The following is a 24,906-nucleotide window of genomic DNA, read 5'->3' on the forward strand; positions in this document are numbered from 1 at the left end:
CTTATAAAAGGTCGCATGGTGGCCCGGAACCGGGCGCGACAAGGGTGGATTCGATGATGCGTAAAATATTCGCGACTCCCGCAGTGCTGGCGGCCTGCCTGCTCGCGGTGGCGCCCGCGCAGGCGCAGTTCGGCAGCCTGCTTCGCAAGGTGACGACCCCGGCGCCCAAGCCGAGCGAAGAGGACAATGGCGGCTGTCCCAAGGGCAAGAAGGGCAGCAGCATCGGCCGCAACATATTGGGCAATGTCATCAACGACGCGGTCGGCGACGTGGCGAGTAAGGCCGGCGTCTATTCCTATGTGCCGATCGCGGAAGTGAGCGGGACGCTGACCGACGTGATCGCCTGCCGCCTCGACCCCGCCGAACAGGTGCAGGCGGCGGCAGCGACAGAGGAGGTCACGCGCGGCGAAGAGGTCGGCGCGACCGCCAACTGGACGAGCGAAACACGCCAGAATGTCAGCGGGTCGTCGACCGTCGCTTCGATCAACGAAGAAGGCGGCGGGCGGCGCTGTATGAATGTCACCGACTTCATCATCGTCGAGGGCGAGGAAACGCGCGTGACGAAGCGGATGTGCAAGGAGCCGGGGCAGGCGCGCTATGTGGTGGCGGCATGAGGCGGCTGGCCCGCCTTTCGATTGCCACCGCCGCGCTCCTCGCGCTTGGCGCCAAGCCGGCCATGGATCCGATCAATCCGACCTGCCCGCTCAATCCGGGCTGGTCGACTAACCCGCAGATGCAATTCACCTATTTCGAAAAGGACGGGTGGAAGATCATCAAGGGCGAGGGCCGCATCGACAAGGATGTCGTGCCGCGGCTGAAGGTCGCGCTCGCCAAGCATCCGGGTCTCGATGAAATCTGGCTCAGTTCTCCCGGCGGCGATGCGCGGGCTGGCAACGAGGCGGGCCGCTTGATCCGCGACACGCTAGACGTGATCACGCGCATCCCTTCGGGCTGGGCCTGTTACAGCGCGTGCAACTTCATGTTCATGGGCGGGCGATCGCGCACCATCGATCCAGGCGGACAATTCATCGTCCATATGTTTACGCGAACCGGCGATCGCAGCACGATCGATTATAGCGTCGCCATGGGAACCGACGCGACCACCGAACTGATCGGCGAGATCGAGCAAGATGCGGCGCAGCTCGCCAGCGAAGACAATGATTTCATGATCCGCATGTTCCTGTCGCGCGAACTGCTCACCGACATCATGTATAAGCAGAAAGCGGTGAAAGGCAGCGGCCCGGACAAGTCGACGCGCCGCTGCCTTACGATGGATGAGGCCGTCAAATATGGGGTCGTAAACGCCCAGTTTGAGTAGCCTTAATTGTTTTCAGCGGCTTCCGGCGGTGGATTGCCGCTTCCCATATCGAAACTTAGGCCTCCAACCCTGCTTTCCACATACCCCTCAAGCGACGATCCATCGGTTAGATAGCATCCCGAGAAAATCGTAATCTGCCGGTCATTGATCCAGCCAAATTGACCGCGAGTGTCGGGGCCGATGGTGCCGATTTTCTTGTGCCTGCCCAAGTTTCCATTCTCATCCTTTGATTTTCCTAGGATGTCATATGATCGATATTCGTCCCCCTGGATGATCTGGACGAACCCCGAAAAGATGATGGTTTCCTTTTCTATGCCTTGCATGATTTGCTCTCCTCTTATTGATTAACCTATTTTCGAGAGACGGCTATCAGGGGCAAAATCCCCGTGGATCGCACTTTCACTGTAGAACATATATGGAACATATGGAGTGATTTGTCAATCATTTTATCCAAATAGGTTCATAATATAGGGTCTTGAAGCTAAGGCATTGAGGTATAAACTGACAGAAAACGAGGAGAGGCTGCCATGAACGAGATGACGCACGATCACGCCAAATTCCGCTCGATGATCGACGGAACGCAGGAAGATTGGGACATCATCGCGCGCGAGCAGAAGGAGTTCGCGCCGAACAATGGCAAGCGCATCCTCGACCATCTGAAGCTGCTCGGCGGCGATTATGGCGGCTTTCCGGTCGACCGGCTCGAACATTGCCTGCAGACCGCGACGCGGGCGCACAGGGATGGCCGCGACGAGGAATATGTCGTGATGGCGCTACTCCACGACATCGGCGACACGCTCGGCGCGTTCAACCATCCCGATGTCGCGGCGGCGATCCTGAAGCCTTTCCTGTCAGAGGAAAATCTCTGGATCGTGCAGCATCATGGCGTGTTCCAGGGCCATTATTTCTTCCACTATCTCGGGCTCGACCGCGACATGCGCGACCAGTTCAAGGATAGCCCGCATTATGCGGCGTGCGCCGAATTCTGCGAGAAATATGACGCGCCGGCGTTCGATCCCGATTATGATAGCGAGCCGCTGGAATTCTTCGAGCCGATGGTGATGCGGCTCTGCTCCTATCCGCGCACGAGCATCTACAAGAAGGTAATGGTCGAGGAAGCGGCGGAGTAGGATAGCCCGTCGCCCCCGCGAAGGCGGGGGCCGCTGGCGACCTTACGCTATGCCGATAGCGGCCCCCGGCTCCGCGGGGGCGACGCTGTTTACTTCCCCTTGAATTCGGTCTTGCGCTTCTGCTGGAAGGCCATGATCCCTTCCATCGCGTCGGCGGTGCCGCCGGCGATGAACTGGCCCTTGGCTTCGGCGTCGAGCGTGGTCGAGAAATCTTGCGACAGTCCCTCGCGCAAGACCTTGCGCATCGTGCCGAGCGCGATTGTCGGCCCGTTGGCGAGCCGCGCCGCGAGCGCCTGTGCTTCGGTCATCAGCTCGGCATCGTCGACGCATTTATAGATCATGCCCCAGTCGGCGGCCTGTTCGCCGCCGATCTTTTCGCCGAGCATCATCATCTGCAGCGCGCGCGGCACGCCGACGAGGCGTGGCAGCAGCCACGACGAGCCGCCGTCGGGGACGAGGCCGATGTTGACGAAGGCCTGGAGGAAATAGGCGCTCTTGCCCGCGATGGTGAAATCGCCGGACAATGCAAAACTGCATCCGACGCCCGCCGCGGGGCCGTTGACCGCGACGACGACCGGGATGTCGAGGTTGGCGAGCGCGAGCAGCATCGGGTTGTAATGCCCGCGCAGCGCGTTGCGGCTCCGCGCCCCGCCGCTCACCGCACCGCCGCCCGACCGGTCGCCCGCGAGATCGGCGCCCGAGCAGAAGCCGCGCCCTTCGCCGGTGATCAGCAGCGCGCGCGCGCCGAGGCCGGGCAGATGGTCGAGCGCCTCGCGGATGTCGTCGGCCATCGCGGGCGGCATCGAATTGAGCCGGTCGGGGCGGTTGAGCGTGATCGTCGCGACATGGTCGGTGATGTCGAGCTTGATCGTGTCGAAAGTCGGAAGGGTCATGGGGAAGAATCCTCTCGCGGGTGCTTTACCTTTACGTTCACGTAAAGATGTGACGCATTTGCGAGAGGAGTGCAAGGGGGGAAGGGGAGCGGTGGGTTTTGATAGGGAGCGGAACCATCAATCCTCGTCACCCCGGACTTGATCCGGGGTCCCGCTTGCAGTCGAAGCCCGTGAGTGCATCAAAAGCGGGATCCCGGATCAAGTCCGGGATGACGAAGGAAATTTGGAGAACGGCCGCTCTCCAACCCAAGACCGCCGCTACTCCCCGCCCAACCGCACGAACCGCATATCGCCCTCGGCGCGGTGCAGCGTCAGCCCGCGCTCGGTCTTTTCGGCGCACGCGCCGTCGAAATCGACCACGCCGATGTCGTTGGGGACGATGATCACGCGGAGCTTGCCACCGTCGGCTTCGGTGAGATCATAGCGCGGCGCGGTGATGCCATAGATCGGCTCGCGCAGTTCGACCCAGCGCGGCACGCGCGCGTCGTCCTCGGGCATCGTCCAGCCATAATATTGGGTGTAATCCTCGGCCGGATCGCCGCTGTCGAAGCCGATGGTGAAATCGACGCCCGGAACGCCTTCACCGTTCGGCCAGGTGACGAGCAGCGTGGGGACGGTGCCCTCGACCTCGATCAGCGGGCCCTTTTCCATCGCTGGCGGCACCGGCTTGGGATCGGTGGTGAGGCAGATGCGCTCGCCGCGCATTTCCCAGCGGCCCTCGGCGCGCTCGTCGAGCGCACCCGCGGCGAGCATATATTGAAAGCGGCCGTCGTCCCGATCAGCAGCCCGCCGCCCACGTCGGGCCCTTCGGCGAGGCTATATTCGCCGACGAAGGGTGAATCCTGCGCCGCCGCGGGCGCGGCGAGCAAGACGGCGACGAGGAGCATGGTTCGCATAGGTCGATCATGCGTCCGCCGCCGCCCCGGCGCCAGCCCCTTTCCACTTGCCCTGCCACCTGCTAGGCGCCCGCGCCATGTCCAAGCACCCCGACCGCCGCACCTTCGCCATCATCTCGCACCCCGACGCGGGCAAGACGACGCTGACCGAGAAATTGCTCGTCGCGGGCGGCGCGATCCATATCGCGGGCGAGGTCAAGGCGCGCGGCGCCGCGCGGCGTGCGCGTTCGGACTGGATGAAGATCGAGCAACAGCGCGGGATTTCGGTGACCTCGTCGGTGATGACCTTCGAGCATGCGGGACTGATCTTCAACCTGCTCGACACCCCGGGACACGAGGATTTCAGCGAGGATACCTATCGCACGCTCACCGCCGTCGACAGCGCGGTGATGGTGATCGATGCCGCCAAAGGCATCGAGCCGCAGACGCTCAAGCTGTTCGAAGTGTGCCGCTTGCGTTCGGTGCCGATCATCACCTTCATCAACAAGGTCGACCGCGAAGGGCAGACGCCGTTCGAGCTGCTCGACGAGGTCGCCGACCGGCTCGCGCTCGACGTCTGCCCGATGAACTGGCCCGCGGGCATGGGCGGGCAGTTCGAGGGCATCTACGACCTCGTCGACCCCGCGCTGATGGTGCCCGGCGGCGACGCGTCGCGCATGTATGAGGGCGACCGGATCGCGGTCGAGGGGCTCGAAGACCCGCGGCTTGCCGCGAAGCTCAGCGCGCCGGCGCTCGCGCTGCTCAAGGAAGAGACCGAGCTGGCGTCGGCCTGCTATGCGCCCTTCGATGCCGCCGCCTACCGCAATGGCGATCTGACGCCGGTCTTCTTCGGTTCGGCGCTCAAGGAATTCGGCGTCGTCGACCTGCTCGCGGGGCTCGCGAGCCACGCGCCGGGGCCGCAGCCGCAGCCCGCCGAACCCGCGCCGGTCCGGCCCGATGACGATGCCGTCACCGGCTTCGTCTTCAAGGTGCAGGCAAACATGAACCCCGCGCACCGCGACCGCATCGCCTTCATGCGCCTTTGCTCGGGCAAGTTCGAGCGCGGCATGCGGCTGATGCAGGGCGGGACGGGCAAGGCGATCGCGATCAGCCGCCCGATGCTGTTCCTCGCACAGGATCGCGAGATGGCCGAAGAGGCTTTCCCGGGCGACATCATCGGCATTCCGAACCACGGCACGCTGCGCGTCGGCGACACGCTCTCCGAACGCAGCGACATCATGATCACCGGGCTGCCGAACTTCGCGCCCGAAATCCTGCGCCGCGTCGCGCTCGTCGACCCGACCAAGACCAAGCAGCTGAGGAAAGCGCTCGACGACATGGCCGAGGAGGGGATCATCCAAGTCTTCTACCCCGAAATCGGTGCGAACATGATCGTCGGCGTCGTCGGCCAGCTCCAGCTCGACGTGCTGATCAGCCGATTGGAGGCCGAATATAAGGTCGAGGCGAAGCTCGAGCAGTCGCCGTGGGACACTGCGCGCTGGATCGCGAGCGACGATGCCGCGGCCTTGAAGGCGTTCCAGGCCGACAACCGCGGTGCCGCGGCGACCGACCGCGACGGCGCGCCGGTGTTCATGGCGAAGGATGCGTGGGAGGTCGGCTATGTAACCCAGCGCAACCCGTCGATCCGCTTTACGGCGACCAAGGAGCGCGTGTTCGCCGACGCGGGGTGATCAGATCAGGCTCAGCAGATCGCTCGGCTCCGCCGCTTCCTCCTGATCCTCCTCGCCGTCGAACTTGCTCAGCGTCACGCCGAGCAGGCGGATGCCCTGTTCGGTGGGGAGCAGGGGCGCAAGGATCGCCTCGCCCGCGGCGAGCAGCGAATTGCCGTCGAGGATCGGGTGGGTAACCGATTTCGCGCGGGTGATCGTGCGGAAATCGGCGTAACGCAGCTTCAGTGTCACCGTCCGTCCGCGCGCGCCCTTTTTCGCCGCGCGGTCCCAGACGACGGTGCAGACATGCGCGAGCGCCTCGCGGATTTCGGTGTCGGTGACGAGGTCGTTGAAGAAGGTGCGCTCGCCGCCCAAGGACTTCAGCGGCCGGTTCGACTTGACGCGGCGATGGTCGATCCCGCGCGCCAGATTATAGAGCCATTCGGCGCTGTTGCCGAAATTCTCGGCCAACCACATCGGGTCTTTGGCGGCGAGGTCGGCGCCCGAAAATATGCCGAGCCCCTCCATCTTCGCCGCGGTCACCGGGCCGATGCCGTGGAAGCGTCGGATCGACAGCGTCTGGACGAAGGCGGCGCCCTTGCCCGGAGGGATCACGGTCAGGCCGTCGGGCTTGTTCTGGTCCGACGCGAGCTTGGCGATGAACTTGTTGTAGGAAACGCCGGCCGACGCGGTGAGGCCGGTTTCGGCGCGGATACGCTGGCGGATCAGCCTCGCCGCCGCCGTCGCGCTGCCCAGCCCGGCCTTGTCGGCGCTGACGTCGAGATAGGCCTCGTCGAGCGACAGCGGCTCGACCTCGTCGGCATAGTCGCGGAAAATCGCGCGAATCTGGTGCGAGATGTCGCGATAGACCTCGAAGCGCGGCGGCACGAAGATGATGCCGGGGCATTGGCGCTTCGCGGTGATGCTCGGCATCGCCGAGCGGACGCCGAACTTGCGCGCTTCATAAGAGGCGGCGGCGACGACGCCGCGCCGCGACGAGCCGCCGACCGCCACGGGTTTTCCGCGCAGGGCCGGATCGTCGCGCTGCTCGACCGAGGCATAGAAGGCATCCATGTCGACATGGATGATCTTGCGGCCCGCCGGCGTCGTGTCAGGATCGGCAAACACTCACATACCCCTTGGTCGACCCGGCACGAAGATGGGCGGTGCGCAGGAGGACGGCGTGGGGAGAACAAACCACGAATCCGCGCCACAATCAACCGGGGGCGTGCGTTCGGGACAGCCTTTCGAACGCGGGCACTCTCGCTTGTATCAGGCGGCGAAGGCCGGCGCTCCCGGCGCGTGCGTTTGAAGCGGCGCGGGCGCGGGCTCGATCGTCCAGAAGCTGTCGGCCATCGCGTGATGGGCCAGATGGAAGGCGAGGATCGATTCGGCGCCGCAATTATAGTTGACGCCGCGCGGCGTCATGCCGTCGCGGCAGCGTCCGCTCCGGATGTCGCCAATCGGAACGCCGCGGTCGTTGTCGCCGAGGAACCAGCGCCAAGCCGCCTCGGCGTGCGCGCGCCAGACCGGTTGACCGCTGACAGCAAAGGCGGTGGCGCAGGCCGCGATTGTCGCCCAAGCCTCGATTGGTTGCTGGTCGAAGGGGAACAGCTCGTCCGCACGTCCAAAACCTTCCGAACCCATCGGCCGGAAATGCCCTGCCGTCGCGGTCTGCTTGGCGCACAGCCAGTCGAGCGCCGAGAGGCCTGCCTCCTCGTAGGGCAGCGGCGGGAGGCGGCGGCCGGCGCGGATCAACGCTTCGGCGAGGCGGGCATTGTCATAGGCGAGCCCGGTTTCGAACCAGTCCCAGTCCGGCCGTCGCGCGCTTTTCCGGAGCGCGGAAAGAAATGCGCCGCCGCGATCGACGATCGCGCGCGCCGGTGCGTTGCCGGGATCGCTTTCGAGCAGATGGTCGGCGCCGAGCAGCGCGAAGGCGATCGCGCGCGGGCTCTGGAAATCCCCGACCATCGGCGCGGCGCGTTCGAACCATTCGGCGGCCCAGCGGCGAAAATCGGTGCTGGACGCCTTCGCCGCGCTATGCCCGAGCGCCCAAAGCGTGCGCCCGTTGCTGTCCTCCGAGCCGGCCTCTTCGAGCCAGCGGCGGTCATAGCCCATGAAATTGCGAAAGCAGCCGCGTTCGGGGTTCCACGCATGTTGGATGAAGCTCGCGAAGGTCAACATGCGCTGCCCGGCCTCGCCGCCGGCCGGGCGCAAACCATGCACGAACATCAGCGCGCGTGCATTGTCGTCGATGCAATAGCCGTGATTGCGATCGGGCACGATGTTCACGCCATGCTGGAGAATGCCGACGTCGTCGCACATCGCCCACAGCCCGGCGAGCGCCGGCGAACTGCGTGTTATGGGCGCGGCCGAGGCCGGGGTCGTCACCTTGGAAATGAGCGCGGCGAACCGGTCCGCGATGACGCTCCACGCGGTCTGCCGACCGCGCGCATAGGCCCGTTGTTGCAGCGCCCGCCGTTCTTCGGGAATGGCGAGCAGGGGCAGCGCCGCCTCCGCGATCGCGTCGCTGTCGCAGCCGGGCAAGATGATGCCGACGTTGCCGCGCAAAAGCTCGCGGGCATGGACGAACGGCGTCGAAACGACCGCGCGGCCAAGCGCCACCGCATAGGCGAGCGTGCCCGATGTGATCTGTTGAAGATTGGGGTAGGGGGCGAGGTAGATGTCGCAAAGCTCGATCTGGTCGAGCAGGTCGCGGCTGCCGAGGAAGCGGTTGTCCCATGCGATGTTTCCGGCGACGCCGAGCTCCTCGGCGAGCGCCTTCAGGCTTTCGCGATAGGCTTCGCCCTCCGCTGCGAGCAGGTTGGGATGCGTCGCGCCGACGATGCGATAGAGGATGTCGGGATATTGCGCCGCGATCGCGGGCAGCGCGCGGATCGCGGTTTCCAGACCCTTGCCCGGGCCGATCAGCCCGAACGTCGACAATATGGGGCGATCGCCGATGCCCAGCGTCTCGCGCAGCGGTGAGCGCGCCGCGAACGGGCGCTCGGGCGTCCCATGCTCGATGACTTCGATCTGGGCGGGATCGGCGCCGTAGACGTCGATCAGCGCGGCGCGGCCGAATTCGCTCATCACGACGAGCTTCGATGCGCGTGCGACCAGACGCGCCATGACGACTTGTTGGTCGGCGCTCGGTTTCGCCAGCACGGTGTGAAGCGTGACGATCAGCGGCGCCGCGACCCGGTCGACCAGTTCGAGGACCATCTTGCCCGCCGGACCGCCGAAAATGCCGAACTCATGCTGCAACCAGACCGCTTCCGCGCCGCTTGTGTTGATGGCCTCGGCCGCCGCGCGGTAGCTGGCGGCGTCGCGCTCGTCGATCGCCAGCCGCACCTCGGGGTCGTCGGCGTCGCCGGGGCGACCGCGCATCGCATAGATATTGATGTCGAGAGCGGGCGCCGCGACGCGAAGATGGTCGAAGCTGTCGGCGGTGAAGGTCGCGATACCGCATTGGCGGGGGCGAAAGCATCCGATCAGCGCCAGTCGCGGCCTTTCGCACCAGCTGAGGGGTTCGACCTGAGGGACAGGGATATCTTCGTCGGAAAGCGGGAAGAAAAGCCGGTCTTCGCCATCATATTTCATCGCCGATCCTCACGTCCATGACGCAATGTGCCCGCTCGCGCGTGGATATCGCGCAAGCCGCTTCGTCTCCGGTCGTCGTCTATCCACTGCCAACGCGGCTTGGCGGTGCGAGTTGCACGACGCGAGCGGCTGAAGGCGCAAAATCCGGCAAGGGATTAACCTGCGTTGCGAAAGTCGCGTTTTGCGCCTGCTTACGCCGCTGAAGCCGCTCCACCCTGCTCCGATAGCGGCAGGGAAATCGAGCAATGCACCCCGCCGCCCAGAAACTCGATATGGGTCTCGGCTCCCAGTCGATGCGGCAGCGCGTCCGTGATCAAGTCCATTCCGAACCCCCGATAGGCGGGGCGTACGGGAATGGCGGGAACGCCGTGCTCGGTCCATTTGAAGTCGAGCAGGGTATCTTCACGACCATCGGCATCGGCGTTCATGCTCCAGACGATCTCCAGACGCCCGCCCGGAGCGCGAAGCGCCCCATATTTGAGGGCGTTCGTGGTCAATTCGTGAAAGGCCAATGCCAGCAATTCGGTCTGTACCGGCGTGAGGCCGACGTCGGGGCCCCCGATCGAGAGCAGCGGGCCGTCCTGCACGCCCGCGCCGAGCAATTCGTCGCGGATCAGATTTTCAAGGTCGACGGGACCCTCCTGATGCTGCGCCAGCATCACCTGGGTGCGTGCGAGCGAGTCGAGCCGCCCCCTGAAATGTTCGGCAATATCCTCGATCGGGCGTTCGTCCCGGATGGTTCGGGAAAAAACCGACCGCACGACCATCGCCATGTTGCGTACGCGATGTTGAAGGTCGCTCACGAGCACCCGCAGACGCGCCTCGCTTTGACGCAATATCTGCTCGGCCTCCTTGCGCGCCATGATATCGATGCTCATGCCGACCCACTTGCCGATGCCGTCGTCCCCGGCCCGGAGCGGCACGATATACAAGCGGCTCCATCGATAGCCGCCTCCCTCCGTCTGCAGCCGCGCCTCGATGTCGAGCTTTCTTCCGCGCGCCACCGCAGTGCGCCACCGCCGCCGGACACCGCGGCGCTCGTCGGGGTGGAGGGCGGCGATCCACCCATGATCGAGAAGCTCGGCAAGCGATTGGCCCGTGTGGCGGCGCCACGCGGGACAGTCCGATACGACGATGCCGCGCGCGTCGGTCTCCCAAACCGCTTGCGCGAGCCCATCGACCAGCGCCTTCGCGCAGACCTCCGCCTTGCAAGGCATGCCTTGATCGGGAACATCTTTGGTTATGATCGCATCACGCATCATCGAAGATCAATATTTGCCAATACGGCTTTGGTGAGGCGCCCTCCGGACTTCGGCTAGCCACCCCTCCTGACGCTGCGGTCATCTGCCGCCTCATGGGCATGGAGATAGAGATCGCTGAAGTCCGCAAGATCGCAGAGACGATCGAGATCGCCGATACGAATGCGCCGCCCGTTGCGCACGATCGCTCCCGCGCGTTCCAGCTCTTTCAGCGTGCGATTGATATGCACCGGGGTGAGCCCGAGCAGATCGGCGAGTTGCTCCTGCGTTATCGGCAGGTCGCTCTCGACGAGGCTCGTGGCGCTGATCGCCAGGCGGTGATGAATTTCGCAGATCAGATGGGCGAGCCGCGCAAGCGCATTGCGCCGCCCGATGTTGAGCAGCCATTCGCGGCCGATCGACGCTTCGATCACGATGTCGACGACCACCGCGCGGGCAAGCGACGGGCGCGCCATGACCAGCCGCTCGAGTTCGCGGTTGGGAACGATCGCCAGTTCGACCGAAGTCAGCGTCTGAACCGTATGGTCGGCGCGGCCGAGATAGAGCGACTGGAAATCGAGCGGGTCGCCCGGAAGCTTGAGCGCGACGATCTGCCGCCCGCCATCGCCGGTCATTTTGTGCCGATAGGCAAAACCTGAAAGCAGGATCGGGCAAATGTCGCAGCGTTCGCCTTCGCGAATGATGATGCTGCCCGGGTCAAGACGGCGCCGCGTGAAGGGGAGGGCGGCGATCGCATCCTGGTCGTCGGTCGAGAGCAGGCTGTGGTACAAAAGCTTTCGTAGCAGAAGGTCGACGCCGCGGGGGGCAAGTTCAGGGGGCATGGCGATTTCTGCCGCTGTGCGGATCGCGGCTGGCAGGGCCGCTTTCGCGCCGCATCAAACTGGGTTCGGGCGGCTTGCGGCCGTCCATGGCCTTGCCTCCTGATCGATTGCTCCGCATCATCTGTCCTTTGCGTGTTGCAGATAGGACGCACGCGCTGCGCAAGGGTTGCTGCAAGTGGCGATGCGGCGCGGGCTTTTTACCGCCGCGCTTATCACAGATCATGTTCGGGAAGGCGAGATTCGGCCCGCCACATCCTCTTTGGCTCTCCCCGACGATGAGCCGGAACCTCCCGAAGTGCCGCGCGCTTGTCGGATATGCAGGTCTGCCGTTTCGACACCTCTTCGATCATCGACCGTGCGGGCTATGACGACGATGCGCAGCTTTTGTGCCTGCGTTTCCTCGATACCGGCTGCTATTTCTATTTCGGCGTCCCGCGCGACTTGTTCGACGCGATGTGCGTCGCGGATTCGGCAGGGCGGTTTTTCAACGAACATATCAAGGGGCATTTCCGCTTCGAGCGCGACCTGGACCAGCGGCGCTTCGGTCCCTAGACGCCGCGCATGAGGCCGGGCACCAGCGGCGGCAACTCATGCGCGAGAAAGCCGATCGGGCCCATCGTTTCGGACAGGCGGCGTCCCGCTTCGCCATGCAGCCAGATGCCCCAGGCGGCCGCCTGAAGCGGGGGGAGGCCCTGCGCCCCGAACGAGGCGATCAGCCCCGCGAGAATATCGCCCGAACCGCTGACCGCGAGCCCGAGCCCGCCGCCCGCATAGCTGAGATGCACGTCGCCCGCCATCAGGTGGCTGGTCGCGCCCTTGACCATCACCGTGCAGCCGAAGCGTTCCGCAGCAACGGCGAGGGCGCCCGAAGGGTCGCGTGCTATCGCGCCGCGGTCGAGGCCGAGCAGCCCCGCCAGTTCGCCTTCGTGCGGCGTGAGCACGATATGGTCGCCGCGCGCACGGATCGCCTCGGCATGATCGGCGATGGTGCGAAGCGCGAAGGCGTCGAGCAGCAGGAACATCTCAGGAGGCAGCGCGGGCAGCATCGCTGTGAGCAGCTTCCCGACGCCTTGCTCGTCGATCATCGCCGGACCGAAGACGATCGCGTCGTGGCCCGCCATTTCGGCGAGAAGCAGCTCGGCGCTTTCGGGCGAAATCTCGCCGTCCGGGGTTTCGGGAAGCGCGACGACCGCGCAGGCCGGAAAGGCGATGCCGATCGGGATCGCGGCGGACTCGATCGTCGCGATCGTCACCTTGCCCGCGCCGGCGCGGAACGCGGCCTCGGCGGTCAGCAGCATGCCGCCGGGAACGCGGCGGCACCCGCCGATCACCAGCACGCGGCCGCGGCCGTTCTTGTCGACATTGTCGTGATGATCGGGAAGCGGGTTCGCCTTGAGCCAGCCGCTGTCGAGCGGAACCGCGTCAACCACGCGCGGCGACCATTGCATCGGGTTCGCGCGTCACCGGAACCTCGTCCTTCATCGGCGCAGTGACATTATAGCGCGAGAGCACGAGATTGCCGTCGCGGCCGATGGCGGGATCGAAGCGATATTCGGTGATCGCGCAATTGGCGACGTCGCCTTTGCGGTCGATCGCCAATATCTCGGCTTCGCCCAGATTCTCGATGATCGTGCGCAGGCACAGCACGACGACCTGATGCGCGACGATCATCACGCGCCGCCCGCCATAGTGAAGCGACACGGTGTCGAGCAGCGAACGCAGACGCAGGATCACGTCGCACCAGCTCTCTCCGCCGGGCGGGCGGTGATAGAATTTTCCGAGCAGCTTGCGGAACTCGGCCTGCTCGGGATGCGCCGCCTCGATGCCGAAGCGGGTCAGCCCGTCGAGGATGCCGAACTCCTTTTCGCGCAGCCGCTCGTCGACGCAGATGCGCTCGTCGGCGTCGCAGCCGCCGGCGGCGCGAAAGATTTCGGCGGTCTGCACCGCGCGGACATAGGGCGATGCGAGCATAATCTCGGGCCGGCCATGCTCTTGTCCTTCGGCGAACCATTCGCCGAGCGCGCGGGCCTGCTCCCGCCCGAGCGGCGAGAGCGGGACGTCGACATCGCGGTGGTCGAGCAAGATACGCGGCGCGCGCGCGGCGTCGGCCGCGTCGCGCGCGACGTTGCCGGCGCTTTGTCCGTGACGGACGATCCAGAGTGTCGAGGGCCAGCGCGGGGTCATGATCGGCTAACGCAACGGGCGCACGGCGGGTTGCTTCGACAGCGCGATCGCCGGGATCGCCCATGTGAAAATATATATGGCGAAATAATCAGGCGCTTGAGCGCGGGTGCAGCCCTTCTTCGCCGATTCATGACTTAGGTTAGGGCTTATCGGCAGGGAGCCTGTATGATGGACGCCGATAGCTGCGGCCCCACCCAGATCGGCTTTTCGTGGTTTCGGCAATATCCGCAGTTTCCCGTCGTTGCGGCCAGTCGATCGATGCCATGCCGAGAGCCAGCTAGCACCTGCTCCCGATGGCGAGGAGAGGTGCCATGCGTCCTTTTCACATGATATTGCAGGATGCGCCCGGCGCGGAGCTGCGGCGCGTTGATTTCAACGCCGAAGGGCCCGATCACGCCTTCCAGATCGCGCGCAATGAGGGGGACGGCGTCCATGTCGAACTCTGGCAGGAGACCACGCTGCTCGCGCGCATGACCAAATCGGGCGCAAACATCTGGAAGCTTCTGCCGACCGCGGACCTGCTGGTCGGAGCCGACCGGCGCGCGTTGCCGCAGGACGCACGTATCGGCGTGTGAGGCCGGCGCCTTCGGTTCTGCCTCATAACATCTTCATCGGATCTATGTCGGTGGTGTCGCTGATTCGCGTCGAAACGCGGCTCGACCATTGCTGACCGCGGCGGCAAATCCGTACCCCGAAACCTGATCTATGTTGGTGCCGCCGCTATTTCGGCCTCGCGGCGGCGCAACCGCCGGAACTTTGGCAAAGACGCCTCGTTGCTGGACGAGCGGGCGGGGCCAATGGGAGACGTTCGTTGAAAAGATTCACACTGCTGGCGGCCACCGCCATGCTTTCCGCTTGCGGCACCGGCGACACTGACACGACGCCCGCCGCGGACACCACGACCGAGACCACCATGGAAACCCCCGCGCCAGCCGCCATGCCCGGCGCGCCGACCGACGCGGCCGGTTATATCGCCAAGGCGGGCGCCGGCGACATGTGGGAGATCGAATCCTCGAAGGCCTTGCGCGCCAAATCGCAGCGCGACGATGTGAAGGCCTTCGCGCAGATGATGATCGACAATCATGGCGAGTCGACGGCGAAGGTGAAGGCGGCGGCGGGCGCCGCCTCGCTCACCGTGCCGCAGCCCGCGCTCGATCCCGATCAGCAGAGGATGCTCGACGAGATCAAGGCGGCCGACGCCGCGAGCATCGATGCCGTCTACCTTCGCCACCAGCAGACCGCCCATGATGCCGCACTCGCACTGCACCGCGGCTATGCCACGGGCGGCGACACGCCGAGCCTGAAGGTGGCGGCGGGCGAGATCGTGCCGGTCGTCGAAAAACATATCGCCGAGCTTCGCAAGCTGACGCAGGCGGCGCCGGCCGACGCCGGATAAGGCGACGTTGCGCGGCGGTGTGCCAGGCGAAGTAGGAGGCTTCGGTTTCCGTGACGGCAATGAGTCGGGACGGTTTGGGCTTGCTTATCCGGTCGGGGCAAAACATTCTGGGTCGGGGGGCGCCAGAGAGGATTTTGCTCGCCCATGCTCGATTGCCGACCCGACCAGACGCCGCTTCGCATCCTGGGCGAGAAGCTGACAGCGGATCCGTCGCGCGTCGTGCTGCGGCCCTTTCACCTGGCGTGGCAGTCGAGCGTGTCGGAGCCGTCGCGCGCGGCGCAACTGATCGACGATATATTGCGGCTCGATGAGGAGCAGGCCGAGCTCGAACTCGGGCTGATCTGGAAGGATTTTTCGGAGCGGCACTGGCAGATCGGCCGTATCTTCGACGAACGGTTCGCCGAGATCGCCGAAGACCTGAAGCTCGATGCGGGCGCGATTTCGCCGGTCAAGCGCCGGCTGATCGGCGCCTATTTCTGCCACGAATATAGCTATGCCGCCGCTGCGCTGATGAACCCCAGCATCGTCCTGCATCCCGACCAGAGCGGGCTCGGTCGGGACGAGCTGCGCTTCGTCATGTCGATGCGCGCGGTGGGTGAGGGGCATATCAGCTCGATCGCGTTTCGCGAAGGCATCGTCGGCCCCGGTGGCGACTTCCGGCTGTGGCCGCAGTCAGGACCGGCGATGGCGGCGGTTGCCGACGACCGGCATCATCTCGAATCCGAACATGCGGTGGCCGTCCACCGGCAGCCCGACAGCCCGATCTCGAACAGCGTGCTGTTTCCGGTGACCGAGGAACAGCGCAACGGGCTCGAGGATTTGCGGCTCGTGCGGTTCGCGCATGAGGACGGGAGCACCGAATATCTCGGCACCTATACCGCCTATTCGGGCCATTCCATCCGCTCCGAACTGCTCCGCACCAATGATTTCGCAAGCTTCTGCCTCGAACCGCTTTCGGGCCGCGCCGCGCGCAACAAAGGCATGGCGCTGTTTCCGCGGAAGGTCGGCGGCCGCTATCTGATGATCGGGCGGCAGGACGGCAAGAATATCACCTTGCTCGCCTCCGACAGCCTGACCGAATGGGACGATGAGGGACAGCCGCTGTTGAGCCCGGCCTTTCCGTGGGAATTCGTCCAGATGGGCAATTGCGGCAGCCCGATCGAGTGCGACGAGGGGTGGATATTGCTGACCCACGGCGTCGGCGCGATGCGCAAATACAGCCTCGGCGCGGCACTGCTCGACAAGGAAGATCCTTCGAAAATCCTCGGGCGCACGGCCTGTCCGATTCTCTCGGCCGCCGAAAGCGATCGCGAAGGCTATGTGCCCAATGTAGTCTATACCTGCGGCGCGCTCGCGGTCGGAAGCGAGCTCTTCATTCCCTATGGCATATCGGACAGCGCGATCGGCTTCGCGACGACGACCGTCCCCGATCTGCTCCGGTCGATGGTTTAGGATCGCCGCGCACGGCTCCCGCGACCACCCCTCGCGGAGGGAGAAACAGTTATGAGTTTTCCGGTCGACCGTCCGCGGGCGAGGCCGATCTTGCCTGCCGTATCACCCATATCCCCAAGTCGCATTTCGGTCTTTGAGGCAATTTTGCGGCGCTTATCGAAGGTTTAGAGAATGGCGCCGCCCGAGGGCGGCGCCGCTCCTCAATCCAGTTTCGGGCTGACGACACCCGACGTATAGCGCAGATTATTCTGGACATGCTGCACGCCCGAGATCGCGTCGACGCAGTCTTCGGCGCGGCGCTTGGCGCGGCGATCCTCGACCGTTCCCGACAGCGTGACCTCGCCCTGCGCTACGACGACCCCGATTTCGGAGGCGTCGAGCCAAACGTCTTCGGTGAGCCGGTCGTTCACATCCTCGCGGATGCGCTCGTCCGACCGGACATAATTTTTGGGGCCGCGCCCACGATGATCCTGCTCGCGCCGCCGCCGCGCATCGCGGTCGCCGAACCACGACATGATTTCGTCGCCGGCGCGTTCGACAAAGCCGCGATCCCCGTCGCCATAGTCGGGCCGTTGCGACCCACGACCCTCGCCATAGGGCGAATAACCGCGCGCCGCCGGATAGCCGAACTCGCTCGGCCACCGCGACCCCGGGCGCCCGCCGCGCGCTTCACCGACCGCCTTGTAATAGCGCGAACGGCTATCGTCGCTTTCATAGGCGGGCCAGGCGCTCTCGTGGCCGTCATAGGAGCGGCGTTGCTCGCCGGCGTGCCGGTCGTCCCAATCGTCGCGTCGATATGCCTGCTCGCGGCTGCGCCCCCGACCCGCCGCGCCGCTCCGGTCGTCAGGAATGCCGTTGTCGCGATAATCCCAGAGGGGCGTGCAGTCGTCGAACCTGTCCATCTTCCATCTCCATTGTCGTTCGGGCAGGCTGCCGCAAAGGTCGACAACCCCCCGGCAATAGAGTGACGTCTCGAAGCGTGGGAAGTTCCGGCGAGGGTGCGGCCAAAGGGCGCGCGAGCGCGCTGTGCAGGTCGAACCGACAATGGTGCGCTTGACGGCGGCGGATCAAACTGGCAATCGCCGCCGACCTTGGAGATGCGGGTATAGCATAGTGGTAATGCTCTAGCCTTCCAAGCTAGCTAGGCGGGTTCGATTCCCGCTACCCGCTCCAAGTCTTTCCTCTACAATCACCCCGCAGGTTCGATGCCGAGCAGCTCGACCGTGAACAGCAGGGTCGCGCCGCCCGGGATCGGGCCTTTGCCGACCGGGCCATAGGCGAGTTTCCACGGGATGGCGAATTCGACCTTGTCGCCGACGCCCATCAGCTGGACGCCTTCCTGCCAGCCATCGATCACGCGGTTCAGCGGGAAGGTGGCGGGTTCGCCGCGCGCGACCGAGCTGTCGAACTCGCGGCCGTCGGCGAAGGTGCCGACATAATGGACGGTGACATTGTCGGTGGGGCCGGGATGGACACCGCTGCCGTCGCCGGCGATGCGGCGCCAGCGCAGCCCGCTCGGCGTCACGCGCCAGCCGTCGGCGCCGTGGCGCTCGGCAAGCGCCGTCATTTGTCGGTTGAGATAGGCGGTGCCTTGCGTGGCGGCCCCTTCGGCCGGCTGGGCGTGCGCCGCGGCGGAAAGGCACAGGCTGGCTGCTGCGACTGCGAACAGCCGGTCTAGCGATAGCATGGACATGAAAACTCCCTCGAACGATGCCAAGGATAAACCCATCGCGGACAGGATAGACAAGGGCCTATCTGCCTGAAGGCAGGAACTTTCGTGCGCCGCCGTCGTTGTGCCTTCGTATCGATTATCAAGAATTTGACGCGCTGTTCCCGGCCGCTTTTCCCTTGAAAGCTGTGCTTTCGAAGCCGATGACGCGCGCAGAAACAAGGAGACGTAAGATGTTCAAATGGGCTTTGATCTTCGCCGTGATCGCACTGATCGCCGCGGTGCTCGGCTTCGGCGGCGTCGCGGGTGCGGCGGCGGGTGTCGCCAAGATCCTGTTCTTCGTCGGCCTCGCGCTCGTCGTGCTGTTCCTGATCCTCGGGTCGGCGGCGGCGCGCAAGATAAGCTAAAAAATTCGCGCGGCGGGAACCATCCGCAATCCGCCGCGTTTCACTTACCTGCTTGATCGAAAGAGAGAGTAGAATTTGACTTCTGTCTTCGGACGAAGTCTAGGGAGCCCCGCCGCAGAAATGCGACGGGGCTTACTCTTTTCTAGGCCGGAAATGCCGCGAGAACGCGGCGCTCGAGCACCGCGAGCGGGATGCGCCCGGCGCCGAGCACGACGTCGTGGAACCTCTTGATGTCATAGCCGGGGCGCTTCGACACTGCATCGCGCGCGTTGCTGATCGCGATCTGTCCAACCTTGTACGAACAGGCTTGCCCCGGATAGACGATATACCGATCGATCTCGGTGCGCGATGCGCTCGGCGAATTCGACGAATTTTCGACCATATATTCGATCGCCTGCTCGCGGCTCCATCCCATCGAATGAAGGCCGGTGTCGACGACGAGGCGCGACGCACGAAAGGCATAGGAGGCGAGATAGCCGATCTTGCCGAGCGGATCGTCGTCATACATGCCAAGCTCGTCGGCGACCTGTTCGGCATAGAGGCCCCAGCCTTCGCCATAGGCGGTGACCGACGCCGCCTGGCGATAGAGCGGCAGTTCGCTGTCCTCGAATTTCAGCGCCCCTTCGAACAAATGCCCCGGCGCGCCTTCATGATAGGCGAGGGTGGGGAGGGTGTAGCGCGGCCATTCGGCGGTATCGCGCAGGTTGATGAAGAAAATGCCGGGGCGCGAGCCGTCGGGGGTTCCCGCCTGCGCCGATCCGCCAGGCGCGCCGATCTCGATCTCGGGCGGGACGCGGCGGATTTCATAAGGCGCCTTGGGCATGTGGGTGAAGACCTGCGGCAGACGATGGCGAACCTTGACGAGCAAGCCGTTGAGATAGGCGAGCATTTCGGCGCGGCCGACATCGTCGTTGGCGAACAGCTGCCCGTCGGCCTTGCCAAGCGCGTTCAGCCGGTCGCGAATGCTGCCCTTCGTGTAGCCCTGCGCCTTCAGCAGCCCATCGATCCGCGCGGTCAGGTCGGCGACCTGCTCGCGGCCGATGCGGTGAATTTCGGCGGCGCCGAGGCTGGTCGTCGTATGCTGCGCGAGCGTCGCGGCATAATAGGCCGCGCCATCGGGCAGGCGCGCGACGCCGGCGTCGGTGCCGGCACGGGGGAGCAGCGCGGTCAGCGCGTCGATCTGGCGGGTGAGCGCGGCGCGGATCGGCCCCGCGAAGACCGCTGCGGCGCGCTCGCCATAGCCCGACAGGCCGATCGCGGTGCTGCGCTTGGCGATCGAGGCGACGAGCGTCTTGCCCGCGACGTCGCCGTCGCGGAGGCGGGCGAGTTGCTGGAGTGCCTGATCGAGGATGAAGCGCGGCGCGACGACGCCCATCGCGGCGTTCGTCTCGACGATCGCGGTGTCGGCGTCGAACAGCGCCGGGATCGCCTGCAGCCGCACCATATAGGCGTCGGCGTCGGCCTTGGTCGCGACGGGGTGCTGGCTGTCGAGGAAGGTGCTGACCCCGGTGTAGAAGCCGCCGAGCTGGGTTACGCCATAGGGGCCGGGGCGATGTCCGAAACCGCCGGTGTGATAGGTGAAGCGCGCAAGCCGCTGGCGCGCCACGAGGTCGAATTCGGCGCTGTCGTGCGCGATCCGCGCCGCGTCGCCGAGCGTGTCGGGCTTGATCGCGCGAACCGCGGCGAGATCGCGGTCGATCTGGTGCGCGCGCTCTGCGCGTGCGGCGGCCGACCAGTCGGGGAATTGCGCCCGGAGTGCGGCGCGCGCGCCGGTGTCGATGCCGAGTGAAGTGGCGCGCGTCGGCTCGTCGCGCAGCCCCTGTTCGAACTGGGCCGAGAGCAGCGCGTCGAGGCGCGCGTCGGCGCTCGCTTCGGCCGCCGCGGGGCGGGCGATGCCAGCGACGGCAAGGCCGCCCATCGCGGCAAGGATGGTGCGTCGATCGGGCGCGGTGTCGGTCATGCGATTCTCCCTCCTGTCAGTTGGTCGGAGCGTAGAGATGCGATGTTGCCGCCGCAACATGCTGACGCGGTTGTGAAACTTTCCGCTGTTGTGAGCGGGCCGCGGCCGGTCGACCCGTCCGACTTCTGCGACGAATGGCCTCTGGAAGGGGATCAATGACGGGCGCCCGTTCGTTACTCGGGGGTAGGGACATGTCCAGCGACGGAGAATGAAATGAATATATTGAAGAAAACGGCGATATCTTTTGCGGCCCTGTCGGTCGTCGCAGCGCCGGTAGCGGCGTCGGCCGCATCGAGCGCCCCGCGCGCGGCTTCGGCTGTCGACGGTGCGAGCGAGCTCGAGGGCAATTCGAGCTGGATCATCGGCTTGGTCGGCTTGCTGGTCGGCGTCGGGGCGATCATCCTCGTCGCCGATAATGACGAGGATTCGCCCGTCAGTCCCTGACAAACTGTGAATTGAGCGATAGATAGGGGCCGGCCGCGCTTGGCGCGGCCGGCCCCTTCTGCTTGCACCTCCATGAACGGCGCGGTCTTTCTGCGACATTTTGCGACAATTTTTCGATCATCCGGCACCGGGCTGGGACAAATCGCGCCTAAAACGCCTTCATCGGGACGCGGCTCTCCCCGCAAAGGTCCCTCGAAGGAGTTCATTACATGAACAGGAAAATCACGCTTTTGACGCTGGGTGCGGCCTTGATCGCCGTGCCCGTCCTTGCCGCCCCCGGCGGCGGCGACCGGAACGCAACGCAGACCCGCGCCGAGGTGCAGACCAGGGCCGCGGAAATGTTCGCCAAGCTCGATGCCAACAAGGACGGCAAGCTCGACACCGCCGACCGCGCAGCCAAGCGTGCCGAGCGGCAGGCGAAGATGTTCGCCAAACTCGACGCCGACGGCAATGGCAGCATCAGCAAGGCCGAATGGGACCAGCATGGTGCCGACCGTGCGGCGAAGCGCGCCGAACGCGGCGAAAAGCGCGCCGTCACGGGTGAAGCCGGCCACGGCAAGCGTCACGCCATGCGCGGCCATCATGGTAAGCGCGGCGGCTATCATGGCATGATGATGGGTAAGGCCGACACCGACGGTGACAAGGCGATCAGCCAGGCCGAATTCCAGACCGCGGCGCTCGCCCGCTTCGATGCGGCCGACGCGAACAAGGACGGTCAGGTAACGCCTGAGGAACGCAAGGCGCAGCGCGGCGCATGGCGCGCCAAGCGCGGTGCGGCGCCGGCGGCCCCCACCGGCGAATAGGTGATTTGGCAGGGGCCTTTTTGGTAACGACAGGCCATCCCCCCTCCCGGCATTGCCTTTGCCGCCGGTCCCTGCCAGCTATCGCCCACCGGTCCTCGCGGACCGGTGGGCGAACTAGCATTTGACGGAAAAGAGATGACCGATAGCGATACGCCGCGCATCCTGCTGATCGACGACGAACCGTCGATCCGCGAGCCGCTCGCCGAATATCTGGCCGCGCAGGGCTTTACCGTCGTTGACGCGGCCAGCGCCGCCGAGGCGCGCTCGGTGCTACGCGCGCAGACCGTCGATCTCGTGGTGAGCGACATCATGATGCCCGGCGAGGACGGATTGTCGCTGACCCGCCATCTGCGCGAGACGAGCAGCATTCCCGTCATCCTGTTGACCGCACGCGCCGAGGACACCGAACGCATCATCGGGCTCGAGATCGGCGCCGACGATTATGTCGTCAAACCCTTCAACCCGCGCGAACTGGTCGCGCGCATCCGCACCGTGCTGCGCCGCACGCAAGCGGGCGGGCGGGCGCTCGACAGCAACGGCACCAGCTATGCCTTCGGGCCCTGGGTGCTGCGCGAGGTCGAACGCGTGCTCGTCGACGAAGCGGGTGAGGAAGTCGCGCTGTCGTCGGGCGAATATCACCTGCTGCACGCGCTGGTCCGGCATCCGCGGCAGGTCATGAGCCGCGACCGGCTGCTCGACCTCGTCCGGGGGCGCGAGGCCGACATCTTCGACCGCGCGATCGACAATTTGGTCAGCCGGCTGCGCAAGAAGATCGAAATCGACGCCGCGCATCCGCAGATCGTCAAGACCGTGTGGGGCGGCGGCTATACGCTCGCCTGCGAAGTCAAGCGCATGGGTCCCGCCACATGAAATTCCGCCTGTGGCCGAGAAGTCTTGTCGGCCAGCTCGTCTTTGCCGTCGCGGTGATGCTGTTCGTCGCGCAGGCGATCAACTTCGCGCTGCTCGTACGCGGACAGAAACAGCAATTTCTGGCGCATGGCGGCGGGATGGCGGTCGCGCGGATCATCGACGCTGTCGAGCGCGACCGGCGCGGCGATTTTCGGGCGGGCCGCGACGATGAGCGGCGCAGGCGCGGCGATCGCGGTGCCAAGCAGGTGATTTCCGACACGCCGATCCCGATGCCCGCCGGCGCGAAGCGGCTGCCCGACCTCGCCGACTATGTCTCGAGCCTGCTGCACGAGGCCGATGTCCGGGTCGAGGGGGTCGACGCCTGGGCCTTGCCCGTCCGGCCGCGCCCACAGCGCGCCAATTTCGGCGGCCGGCCCGGTTTTCCGAGTAGAATCGTCGTCGTGTCGGCAAAGATCGATGGCCGCTATGTCGCGGCCCGCAGCCGGATCCAGATCGGCGGCGACCGGTTGCAGGGCTTTCTCCTGTGGCAGACGCTGTCGCTTTACCTTCTCCTCCTCGTCCCGATCATGCTGATCGCGTGGCGCGCCGCGCGGCCCTTGCGCGACCTGACGCGCGCGGCGCGCGCCAATCCGGCGCTGCGCGACGCCCCCCCGCTTAAAGAGGAGGGGCCGTCGGACATGCGCGACCTCATCGCCGCCTTCAACGCCTATCGCGCGCGGATCGCGACGATGCTGTCCGACAAGGACCGGATGCTCGGCGCCGTCGGACACGACCTGCGCACCCCGCTCGCCAGCCTGCGCGTGCGTGTCGAGCAGATCGAGGACGAGGCGCTGAAGGGCAAGATGATCGCGAGCATCGAGGAAATGACCGCGATGCTGAGCGACATATTGGCGCTGGCGCGCTCGGGTGCGGGGACCGAGGCGCAGGAGCGCATTCCGCTTCGCGAAATGATCGGCGAACTGGCGGCGGACTATCAGGAGCGTGGTCAGGACGTCGCGATCGCCGACGTCGCCGATGTCGCCGTGCTGGCGCGGCCGATGCTGCTCAAGCGCGCCTTGCGCAATCTGGCCGACAATGCCGTGGCTTATGGCGTGCGGGCGCGCCTGTCGGTGCGCGTCGAAGGGGAGACGGCGCGGATCGCGGTATCCGATGACGGCCCCGGCCTGACCGACGAGCAGATCCGGACGCTGATCGAGCCCTTTGCCCGCGGCGAACAGTCGCGCAATCGCGCCACCGGCGGCGCGGGGCTGGGCCTGTCGATCGCGCGCGACATCGCGGAGGGCGAGGGCGGCTCGCTGACCCTGTCCAACCGCCCCGGCGGCGGGCTCGACGCGGTGATCGCGCTGCCCGTTCAGGCGTAGATCGCGATCGCCTGGCTGCCGCTGAGCACCGGTTCGCCGGCGCGATTCCATAGCATCATGTCCTGCACCGACAGGCCGTGGCGGGCATAACCGGTCTTGGCGGAGATCAGCCACCAGCCGTCGTCGGTTTTCGGCGCGCCGGTGAGCATGTTGACCGTCCAGTTCATCGAGCTGATCGGGCCGAACTGGCTGAACAGCGCCATCGCGGCGGGCGGCAGCGCATCGCCCATCGCGAGCAGCGCGACCGCGGGATGGCACGCGGGTTCCTCGACGAAGCGCACCCAGGTCAGATATTCGCCAACCTCGCTTTTCCAGGCAAAGCGCGGGCCGGTCGTGGGGCGCATGTCGAAATGGCGCGTGAAGGCCGGGCGCGCATGATGTTCGGGCACCGGCGCCAGCGTTTCGGGATCGGGCGCACCCGGCATCGCCAGCCGGTTGTGGTCGAGATGGCTTTGGCGATCGCCCGAAAAGGCGAAGACCGCCGCGGTGCCGAACCCCTGATCGCTCGACACGCCGGCGTCGATGAACAGCGAGGATTTCGACTGGCGCAGCACGCGCGTCTCGACGGTGCAGTCGCCGCCGACGGGGCCGACGAAGCTGATCTGCGCATAGCGCAGCGGCGTCCGGGTCGGATGCAGCGCCATCGTGCCGGCGAGCGCGACCGCCGAGCTGATCCCGCCATAGGCGGTGCGCCCCTGCATCCATCCTTCGTCGATATGCGCCTTCGCCACCCCGTCTTCGGTGCGCAGCGTTGCGAGCAGCGCGTCGAGCGCGCTGGGAGAGGTCGTCAT

At 65.6% G+C, this 24,906-nt stretch carries 26 protein-coding genes and 1 tRNA gene; 14 read left to right on the forward strand and 13 right to left on the reverse strand.

The genetic code is table 11. The annotated features are described in order from the left end of the window. Positions 1-56 precede the first annotated feature (56 nt). Both VFG17_RS20645 and VFG17_RS20650 read left to right on the forward strand, forming a co-directional pair. Entirely contained in the window at positions 57-614 is a 558-nt protein-coding gene (locus tag VFG17_RS20645; RefSeq protein ID WP_325031245.1) for a hypothetical protein, read from the forward strand. Next, positions 611-1,318, forward strand: coding sequence for a hypothetical protein (locus VFG17_RS20650; RefSeq protein WP_325031246.1), 708 nt, complete (start codon positions 611-613; stop codon positions 1,316-1,318). Before VFG17_RS20645 ends, VFG17_RS20650 begins: the two co-directional genes overlap by 4 nt. Before the next feature lie 2 nt (positions 1,319-1,320). Here the strand turns inward: VFG17_RS20650 and VFG17_RS20655 are convergent, their stop codons facing one another. Further along, entirely contained in the window at positions 1,321-1,641 is a 321-nt protein-coding gene (locus VFG17_RS20655; protein ID WP_325031247.1) for a hypothetical protein, read from the reverse strand. A gap of 204 nt (positions 1,642-1,845) precedes the next feature. Between VFG17_RS20655 and VFG17_RS20660 the strand changes: the two genes are divergently transcribed. Continuing rightward, a complete protein-coding gene (locus VFG17_RS20660; protein WP_325031248.1) occupies positions 1,846-2,448 on the forward strand; it encodes an HD domain-containing protein in 603 nt (200 codons plus the stop codon). Positions 2,449-2,537: 89 nt separating this feature from the next. Here VFG17_RS20660 and VFG17_RS20665 read toward each other — a convergent pair whose 3' ends face one another. Together VFG17_RS20665 and VFG17_RS20670 are read right to left on the reverse strand one after the other, a co-directional pair. Continuing rightward, positions 2,538-3,341 (reverse strand): enoyl-CoA hydratase-related protein, encoded by an 804-nt coding sequence (locus tag VFG17_RS20665; protein WP_325031249.1) that lies wholly within the window; start codon positions 3,339-3,341, stop codon positions 2,538-2,540. Positions 3,342-3,599: 258 nt separating this feature from the next. Next, entirely contained in the window at positions 3,600-4,094 is a 495-nt protein-coding gene (locus VFG17_RS20670) for a hypothetical protein (protein WP_325031250.1), read from the reverse strand. A 220-nt stretch (positions 4,095-4,314) separates the two neighbouring features. On the opposite strand from VFG17_RS20670, the gene VFG17_RS20675 reads away from it, so the two are divergent. After that, positions 4,315-5,907, forward strand: coding sequence for a peptide chain release factor 3 (locus VFG17_RS20675; protein WP_325031251.1), 1,593 nt, complete (start codon positions 4,315-4,317; stop codon positions 5,905-5,907). On the opposite strand, the gene dinB is transcribed toward VFG17_RS20675, so the two are convergent. From dinB to VFG17_RS20695, 4 genes are all read right to left on the reverse strand, one after another. Further along, positions 5,908-7,014 (reverse strand): DNA polymerase IV, encoded by a 1,107-nt coding sequence (dinB, locus tag VFG17_RS20680; protein ID WP_325031252.1) that lies wholly within the window; start codon positions 7,012-7,014, stop codon positions 5,908-5,910. 144 nt (positions 7,015-7,158) lie between these two features. Then, the gene (locus VFG17_RS20685; RefSeq protein WP_325031253.1) at positions 7,159-9,489 is read right to left on the reverse strand and encodes a glycosyltransferase family 4 protein; all 2,331 of its coding nucleotides are present in this window, start codon (positions 9,487-9,489) and stop codon (positions 7,159-7,161) included. A 191-nt stretch (positions 9,490-9,680) separates the two neighbouring features. Further along, entirely contained in the window at positions 9,681-10,751 is a 1,071-nt protein-coding gene (locus VFG17_RS20690; protein ID WP_325031254.1) for a sensor histidine kinase, read from the reverse strand. 53 nt (positions 10,752-10,804) lie between these two features. Then, entirely contained in the window at positions 10,805-11,569 is a 765-nt protein-coding gene (locus VFG17_RS20695) for a Crp/Fnr family transcriptional regulator (RefSeq protein ID WP_325031255.1), read from the reverse strand. A 315-nt stretch (positions 11,570-11,884) separates the two neighbouring features. Between VFG17_RS20695 and VFG17_RS20700 the strand changes: the two genes are divergently transcribed. Continuing rightward, a complete protein-coding gene (locus VFG17_RS20700) occupies positions 11,885-12,121 on the forward strand; it encodes a KTSC domain-containing protein (RefSeq protein WP_325031431.1) in 237 nt (78 codons plus the stop codon). On the opposite strand, the gene VFG17_RS20705 is transcribed toward VFG17_RS20700, so the two are convergent. Both VFG17_RS20705 and VFG17_RS20710 read right to left on the reverse strand, forming a co-directional pair. After that, positions 12,118-12,999, reverse strand: a complete 882-nt coding sequence (locus tag VFG17_RS20705) for an NAD(P)H-hydrate dehydratase (protein WP_325031256.1) — start codon at positions 12,997-12,999, stop codon at positions 12,118-12,120. The genes VFG17_RS20700 and VFG17_RS20705 overlap by 4 nt on opposite strands. Beyond that, positions 12,992-13,753, reverse strand: coding sequence for a histidine phosphatase family protein (locus VFG17_RS20710; protein WP_325031257.1), 762 nt, complete (start codon positions 13,751-13,753; stop codon positions 12,992-12,994). Before VFG17_RS20710 ends, VFG17_RS20705 begins: the two co-directional genes overlap by 8 nt. A gap of 311 nt (positions 13,754-14,064) precedes the next feature. Here VFG17_RS20710 and VFG17_RS20715 point away from each other — a divergent pair, with 311 nt between their 5' ends. From VFG17_RS20715 to VFG17_RS20725, 3 genes are all read left to right on the forward strand, one after another. Then, a complete protein-coding gene (locus tag VFG17_RS20715; protein ID WP_325031258.1) occupies positions 14,065-14,328 on the forward strand; it encodes a hypothetical protein in 264 nt (87 codons plus the stop codon). A gap of 236 nt (positions 14,329-14,564) precedes the next feature. Next, positions 14,565-15,149: a DUF4142 domain-containing protein gene (locus VFG17_RS20720; protein ID WP_325031259.1), complete on the forward strand. Its 585-nt coding sequence runs from the start codon at positions 14,565-14,567 to the stop codon at positions 15,147-15,149. A 144-nt stretch (positions 15,150-15,293) separates the two neighbouring features. Further along, positions 15,294-16,601 carry a glycoside hydrolase family 130 protein gene (locus VFG17_RS20725; RefSeq protein WP_325031260.1) on the forward strand — a complete coding sequence of 436 codons (1,308 nt, stop codon included), beginning with the start codon at positions 15,294-15,296 and terminating at the stop codon, positions 16,599-16,601. Between the two features lie 200 nt (positions 16,602-16,801). Here the strand turns inward: VFG17_RS20725 and VFG17_RS20730 are convergent, their stop codons facing one another. Beyond that, the gene (locus VFG17_RS20730; protein ID WP_325031261.1) at positions 16,802-17,503 is read right to left on the reverse strand and encodes a BON domain-containing protein; all 702 of its coding nucleotides are present in this window, start codon (positions 17,501-17,503) and stop codon (positions 16,802-16,804) included. Positions 17,504-17,700: 197 nt separating this feature from the next. Here VFG17_RS20730 and VFG17_RS20735 point away from each other — a divergent pair. Further along, positions 17,701-17,774 (forward strand) — tRNA-Gly (locus VFG17_RS20735). A 16-nt stretch (positions 17,775-17,790) separates the two neighbouring features. On the opposite strand, the gene VFG17_RS20740 is transcribed toward VFG17_RS20735, so the two are convergent. Beyond that, positions 17,791-18,294 carry an FKBP-type peptidyl-prolyl cis-trans isomerase gene (locus tag VFG17_RS20740; protein WP_325031262.1) on the reverse strand — a complete coding sequence of 168 codons (504 nt, stop codon included), beginning with the start codon at positions 18,292-18,294 and terminating at the stop codon, positions 17,791-17,793. A 209-nt stretch (positions 18,295-18,503) separates the two neighbouring features. Between VFG17_RS20740 and VFG17_RS20745 the strand changes: the two genes are divergently transcribed. Then, positions 18,504-18,677, forward strand: a complete 174-nt coding sequence (locus tag VFG17_RS20745) for a DUF1328 domain-containing protein (protein WP_037557099.1) — start codon at positions 18,504-18,506, stop codon at positions 18,675-18,677. Positions 18,678-18,819: 142 nt separating this feature from the next. On the opposite strand, the gene VFG17_RS20750 is transcribed toward VFG17_RS20745, so the two are convergent. Next, positions 18,820-20,637 (reverse strand): DUF885 domain-containing protein, encoded by a 1,818-nt coding sequence (locus VFG17_RS20750; RefSeq protein ID WP_325031263.1) that lies wholly within the window; start codon positions 20,635-20,637, stop codon positions 18,820-18,822. 213 nt (positions 20,638-20,850) lie between these two features. Here VFG17_RS20750 and VFG17_RS20755 point away from each other — a divergent pair, with 213 nt between their 5' ends. From VFG17_RS20755 to VFG17_RS20770, 4 genes are all read left to right on the forward strand, one after another. Next, a complete protein-coding gene (locus VFG17_RS20755) occupies positions 20,851-21,081 on the forward strand; it encodes a hypothetical protein (protein WP_325031264.1) in 231 nt (76 codons plus the stop codon). 209 nt (positions 21,082-21,290) lie between these two features. Then, on the forward strand, positions 21,291-21,884 hold the full coding sequence (locus tag VFG17_RS20760; protein WP_325031265.1) for a hypothetical protein: 594 nt from the start codon (positions 21,291-21,293) through the stop codon (positions 21,882-21,884). A gap of 135 nt (positions 21,885-22,019) precedes the next feature. Further along, a complete protein-coding gene (locus VFG17_RS20765; protein WP_325031266.1) occupies positions 22,020-22,754 on the forward strand; it encodes a response regulator in 735 nt (244 codons plus the stop codon). Next, positions 22,751-24,115, forward strand: coding sequence for an ATP-binding protein (locus tag VFG17_RS20770; RefSeq protein WP_325031267.1), 1,365 nt, complete (start codon positions 22,751-22,753; stop codon positions 24,113-24,115). The genes VFG17_RS20765 and VFG17_RS20770 overlap by 4 nt, the downstream gene beginning before the upstream one ends. Here VFG17_RS20770 and VFG17_RS20775 read toward each other — a convergent pair. Beyond that, the gene (locus VFG17_RS20775; protein ID WP_325031268.1) at positions 24,106-24,906 is read right to left on the reverse strand and encodes a thioesterase family protein; all 801 of its coding nucleotides are present in this window, start codon (positions 24,904-24,906) and stop codon (positions 24,106-24,108) included. The genes VFG17_RS20770 and VFG17_RS20775 overlap by 10 nt on opposite strands.

The sequence above is a fragment of the Sphingopyxis sp. genome (assembly GCF_035686825.1).
In the GTDB taxonomy this organism is placed as follows: Bacteria; Pseudomonadota; Alphaproteobacteria; order Sphingomonadales; family Sphingomonadaceae; genus Sphingopyxis.

What these genes read in the sequence shown, in the direction of transcription:
- VFG17_RS20655 (WP_325031247.1), bottom strand. Translation starts at nt 1,641, where the DNA reads ATGCAAGGCATAGAAAAGGAAACCATCATCTTTTCGGGGTTCGTCCAG.
- VFG17_RS20765 (WP_325031266.1), top strand. Translation starts at nt 22,020, where the DNA reads ATGACCGATAGCGATACGCCGCGCATCCTGCTGATCGACGACGAACCG.
- VFG17_RS20645 (WP_325031245.1), top strand. Translation starts at nt 57, where the DNA reads ATGCGTAAAATATTCGCGACTCCCGCAGTGCTGGCGGCCTGCCTGCTC.
- VFG17_RS20725 (WP_325031260.1), top strand. Translation starts at nt 15,294, where the DNA reads ATGCTCGATTGCCGACCCGACCAGACGCCGCTTCGCATCCTGGGCGAG.
- VFG17_RS20715 (WP_325031258.1), top strand. Translation starts at nt 14,065, where the DNA reads ATGCGTCCTTTTCACATGATATTGCAGGATGCGCCCGGCGCGGAGCTG.
- VFG17_RS20685 (WP_325031253.1), bottom strand. Translation starts at nt 9,489, where the DNA reads ATGAAATATGATGGCGAAGACCGGCTTTTCTTCCCGCTTTCCGACGAA.
- VFG17_RS20670 (WP_325031250.1), bottom strand. Translation starts at nt 4,094, where the DNA reads ATGCTCGCCGCGGGTGCGCTCGACGAGCGCGCCGAGGGCCGCTGGGAA.
- VFG17_RS20700 (WP_325031431.1), top strand. Translation starts at nt 11,885, where the DNA reads ATGCAGGTCTGCCGTTTCGACACCTCTTCGATCATCGACCGTGCGGGC.
- VFG17_RS20730 (WP_325031261.1), bottom strand. Translation starts at nt 17,503, where the DNA reads ATGGACAGGTTCGACGACTGCACGCCCCTCTGGGATTATCGCGACAAC.
- VFG17_RS20745 (WP_037557099.1), top strand. Translation starts at nt 18,504, where the DNA reads ATGTTCAAATGGGCTTTGATCTTCGCCGTGATCGCACTGATCGCCGCG.
- VFG17_RS20750 (WP_325031263.1), bottom strand. Translation starts at nt 20,637, where the DNA reads ATGACCGACACCGCGCCCGATCGACGCACCATCCTTGCCGCGATGGGC.
- VFG17_RS20665 (WP_325031249.1), bottom strand. Translation starts at nt 3,341, where the DNA reads ATGACCCTTCCGACTTTCGACACGATCAAGCTCGACATCACCGACCAT.
- VFG17_RS20760 (WP_325031265.1), top strand. Translation starts at nt 21,291, where the DNA reads ATGAACAGGAAAATCACGCTTTTGACGCTGGGTGCGGCCTTGATCGCC.
- VFG17_RS20695 (WP_325031255.1), bottom strand. Translation starts at nt 11,569, where the DNA reads ATGCCCCCTGAACTTGCCCCCCGCGGCGTCGACCTTCTGCTACGAAAG.
- VFG17_RS20770 (WP_325031267.1), top strand. Translation starts at nt 22,751, where the DNA reads ATGAAATTCCGCCTGTGGCCGAGAAGTCTTGTCGGCCAGCTCGTCTTT.
- VFG17_RS20675 (WP_325031251.1), top strand. Translation starts at nt 4,315, where the DNA reads ATGTCCAAGCACCCCGACCGCCGCACCTTCGCCATCATCTCGCACCCC.
- VFG17_RS20710 (WP_325031257.1), bottom strand. Translation starts at nt 13,753, where the DNA reads ATGACCCCGCGCTGGCCCTCGACACTCTGGATCGTCCGTCACGGACAA.
- VFG17_RS20650 (WP_325031246.1), top strand. Translation starts at nt 611, where the DNA reads ATGAGGCGGCTGGCCCGCCTTTCGATTGCCACCGCCGCGCTCCTCGCG.
- VFG17_RS20660 (WP_325031248.1), top strand. Translation starts at nt 1,846, where the DNA reads ATGAACGAGATGACGCACGATCACGCCAAATTCCGCTCGATGATCGAC.
- VFG17_RS20755 (WP_325031264.1), top strand. Translation starts at nt 20,851, where the DNA reads ATGAATATATTGAAGAAAACGGCGATATCTTTTGCGGCCCTGTCGGTC.
- VFG17_RS20775 (WP_325031268.1), bottom strand. Translation starts at nt 24,906, where the DNA reads ATGACGACCTCTCCCAGCGCGCTCGACGCGCTGCTCGCAACGCTGCGC.
- VFG17_RS20740 (WP_325031262.1), bottom strand. Translation starts at nt 18,294, where the DNA reads ATGTCCATGCTATCGCTAGACCGGCTGTTCGCAGTCGCAGCAGCCAGC.
- VFG17_RS20690 (WP_325031254.1), bottom strand. Translation starts at nt 10,751, where the DNA reads ATGATGCGTGATGCGATCATAACCAAAGATGTTCCCGATCAAGGCATG.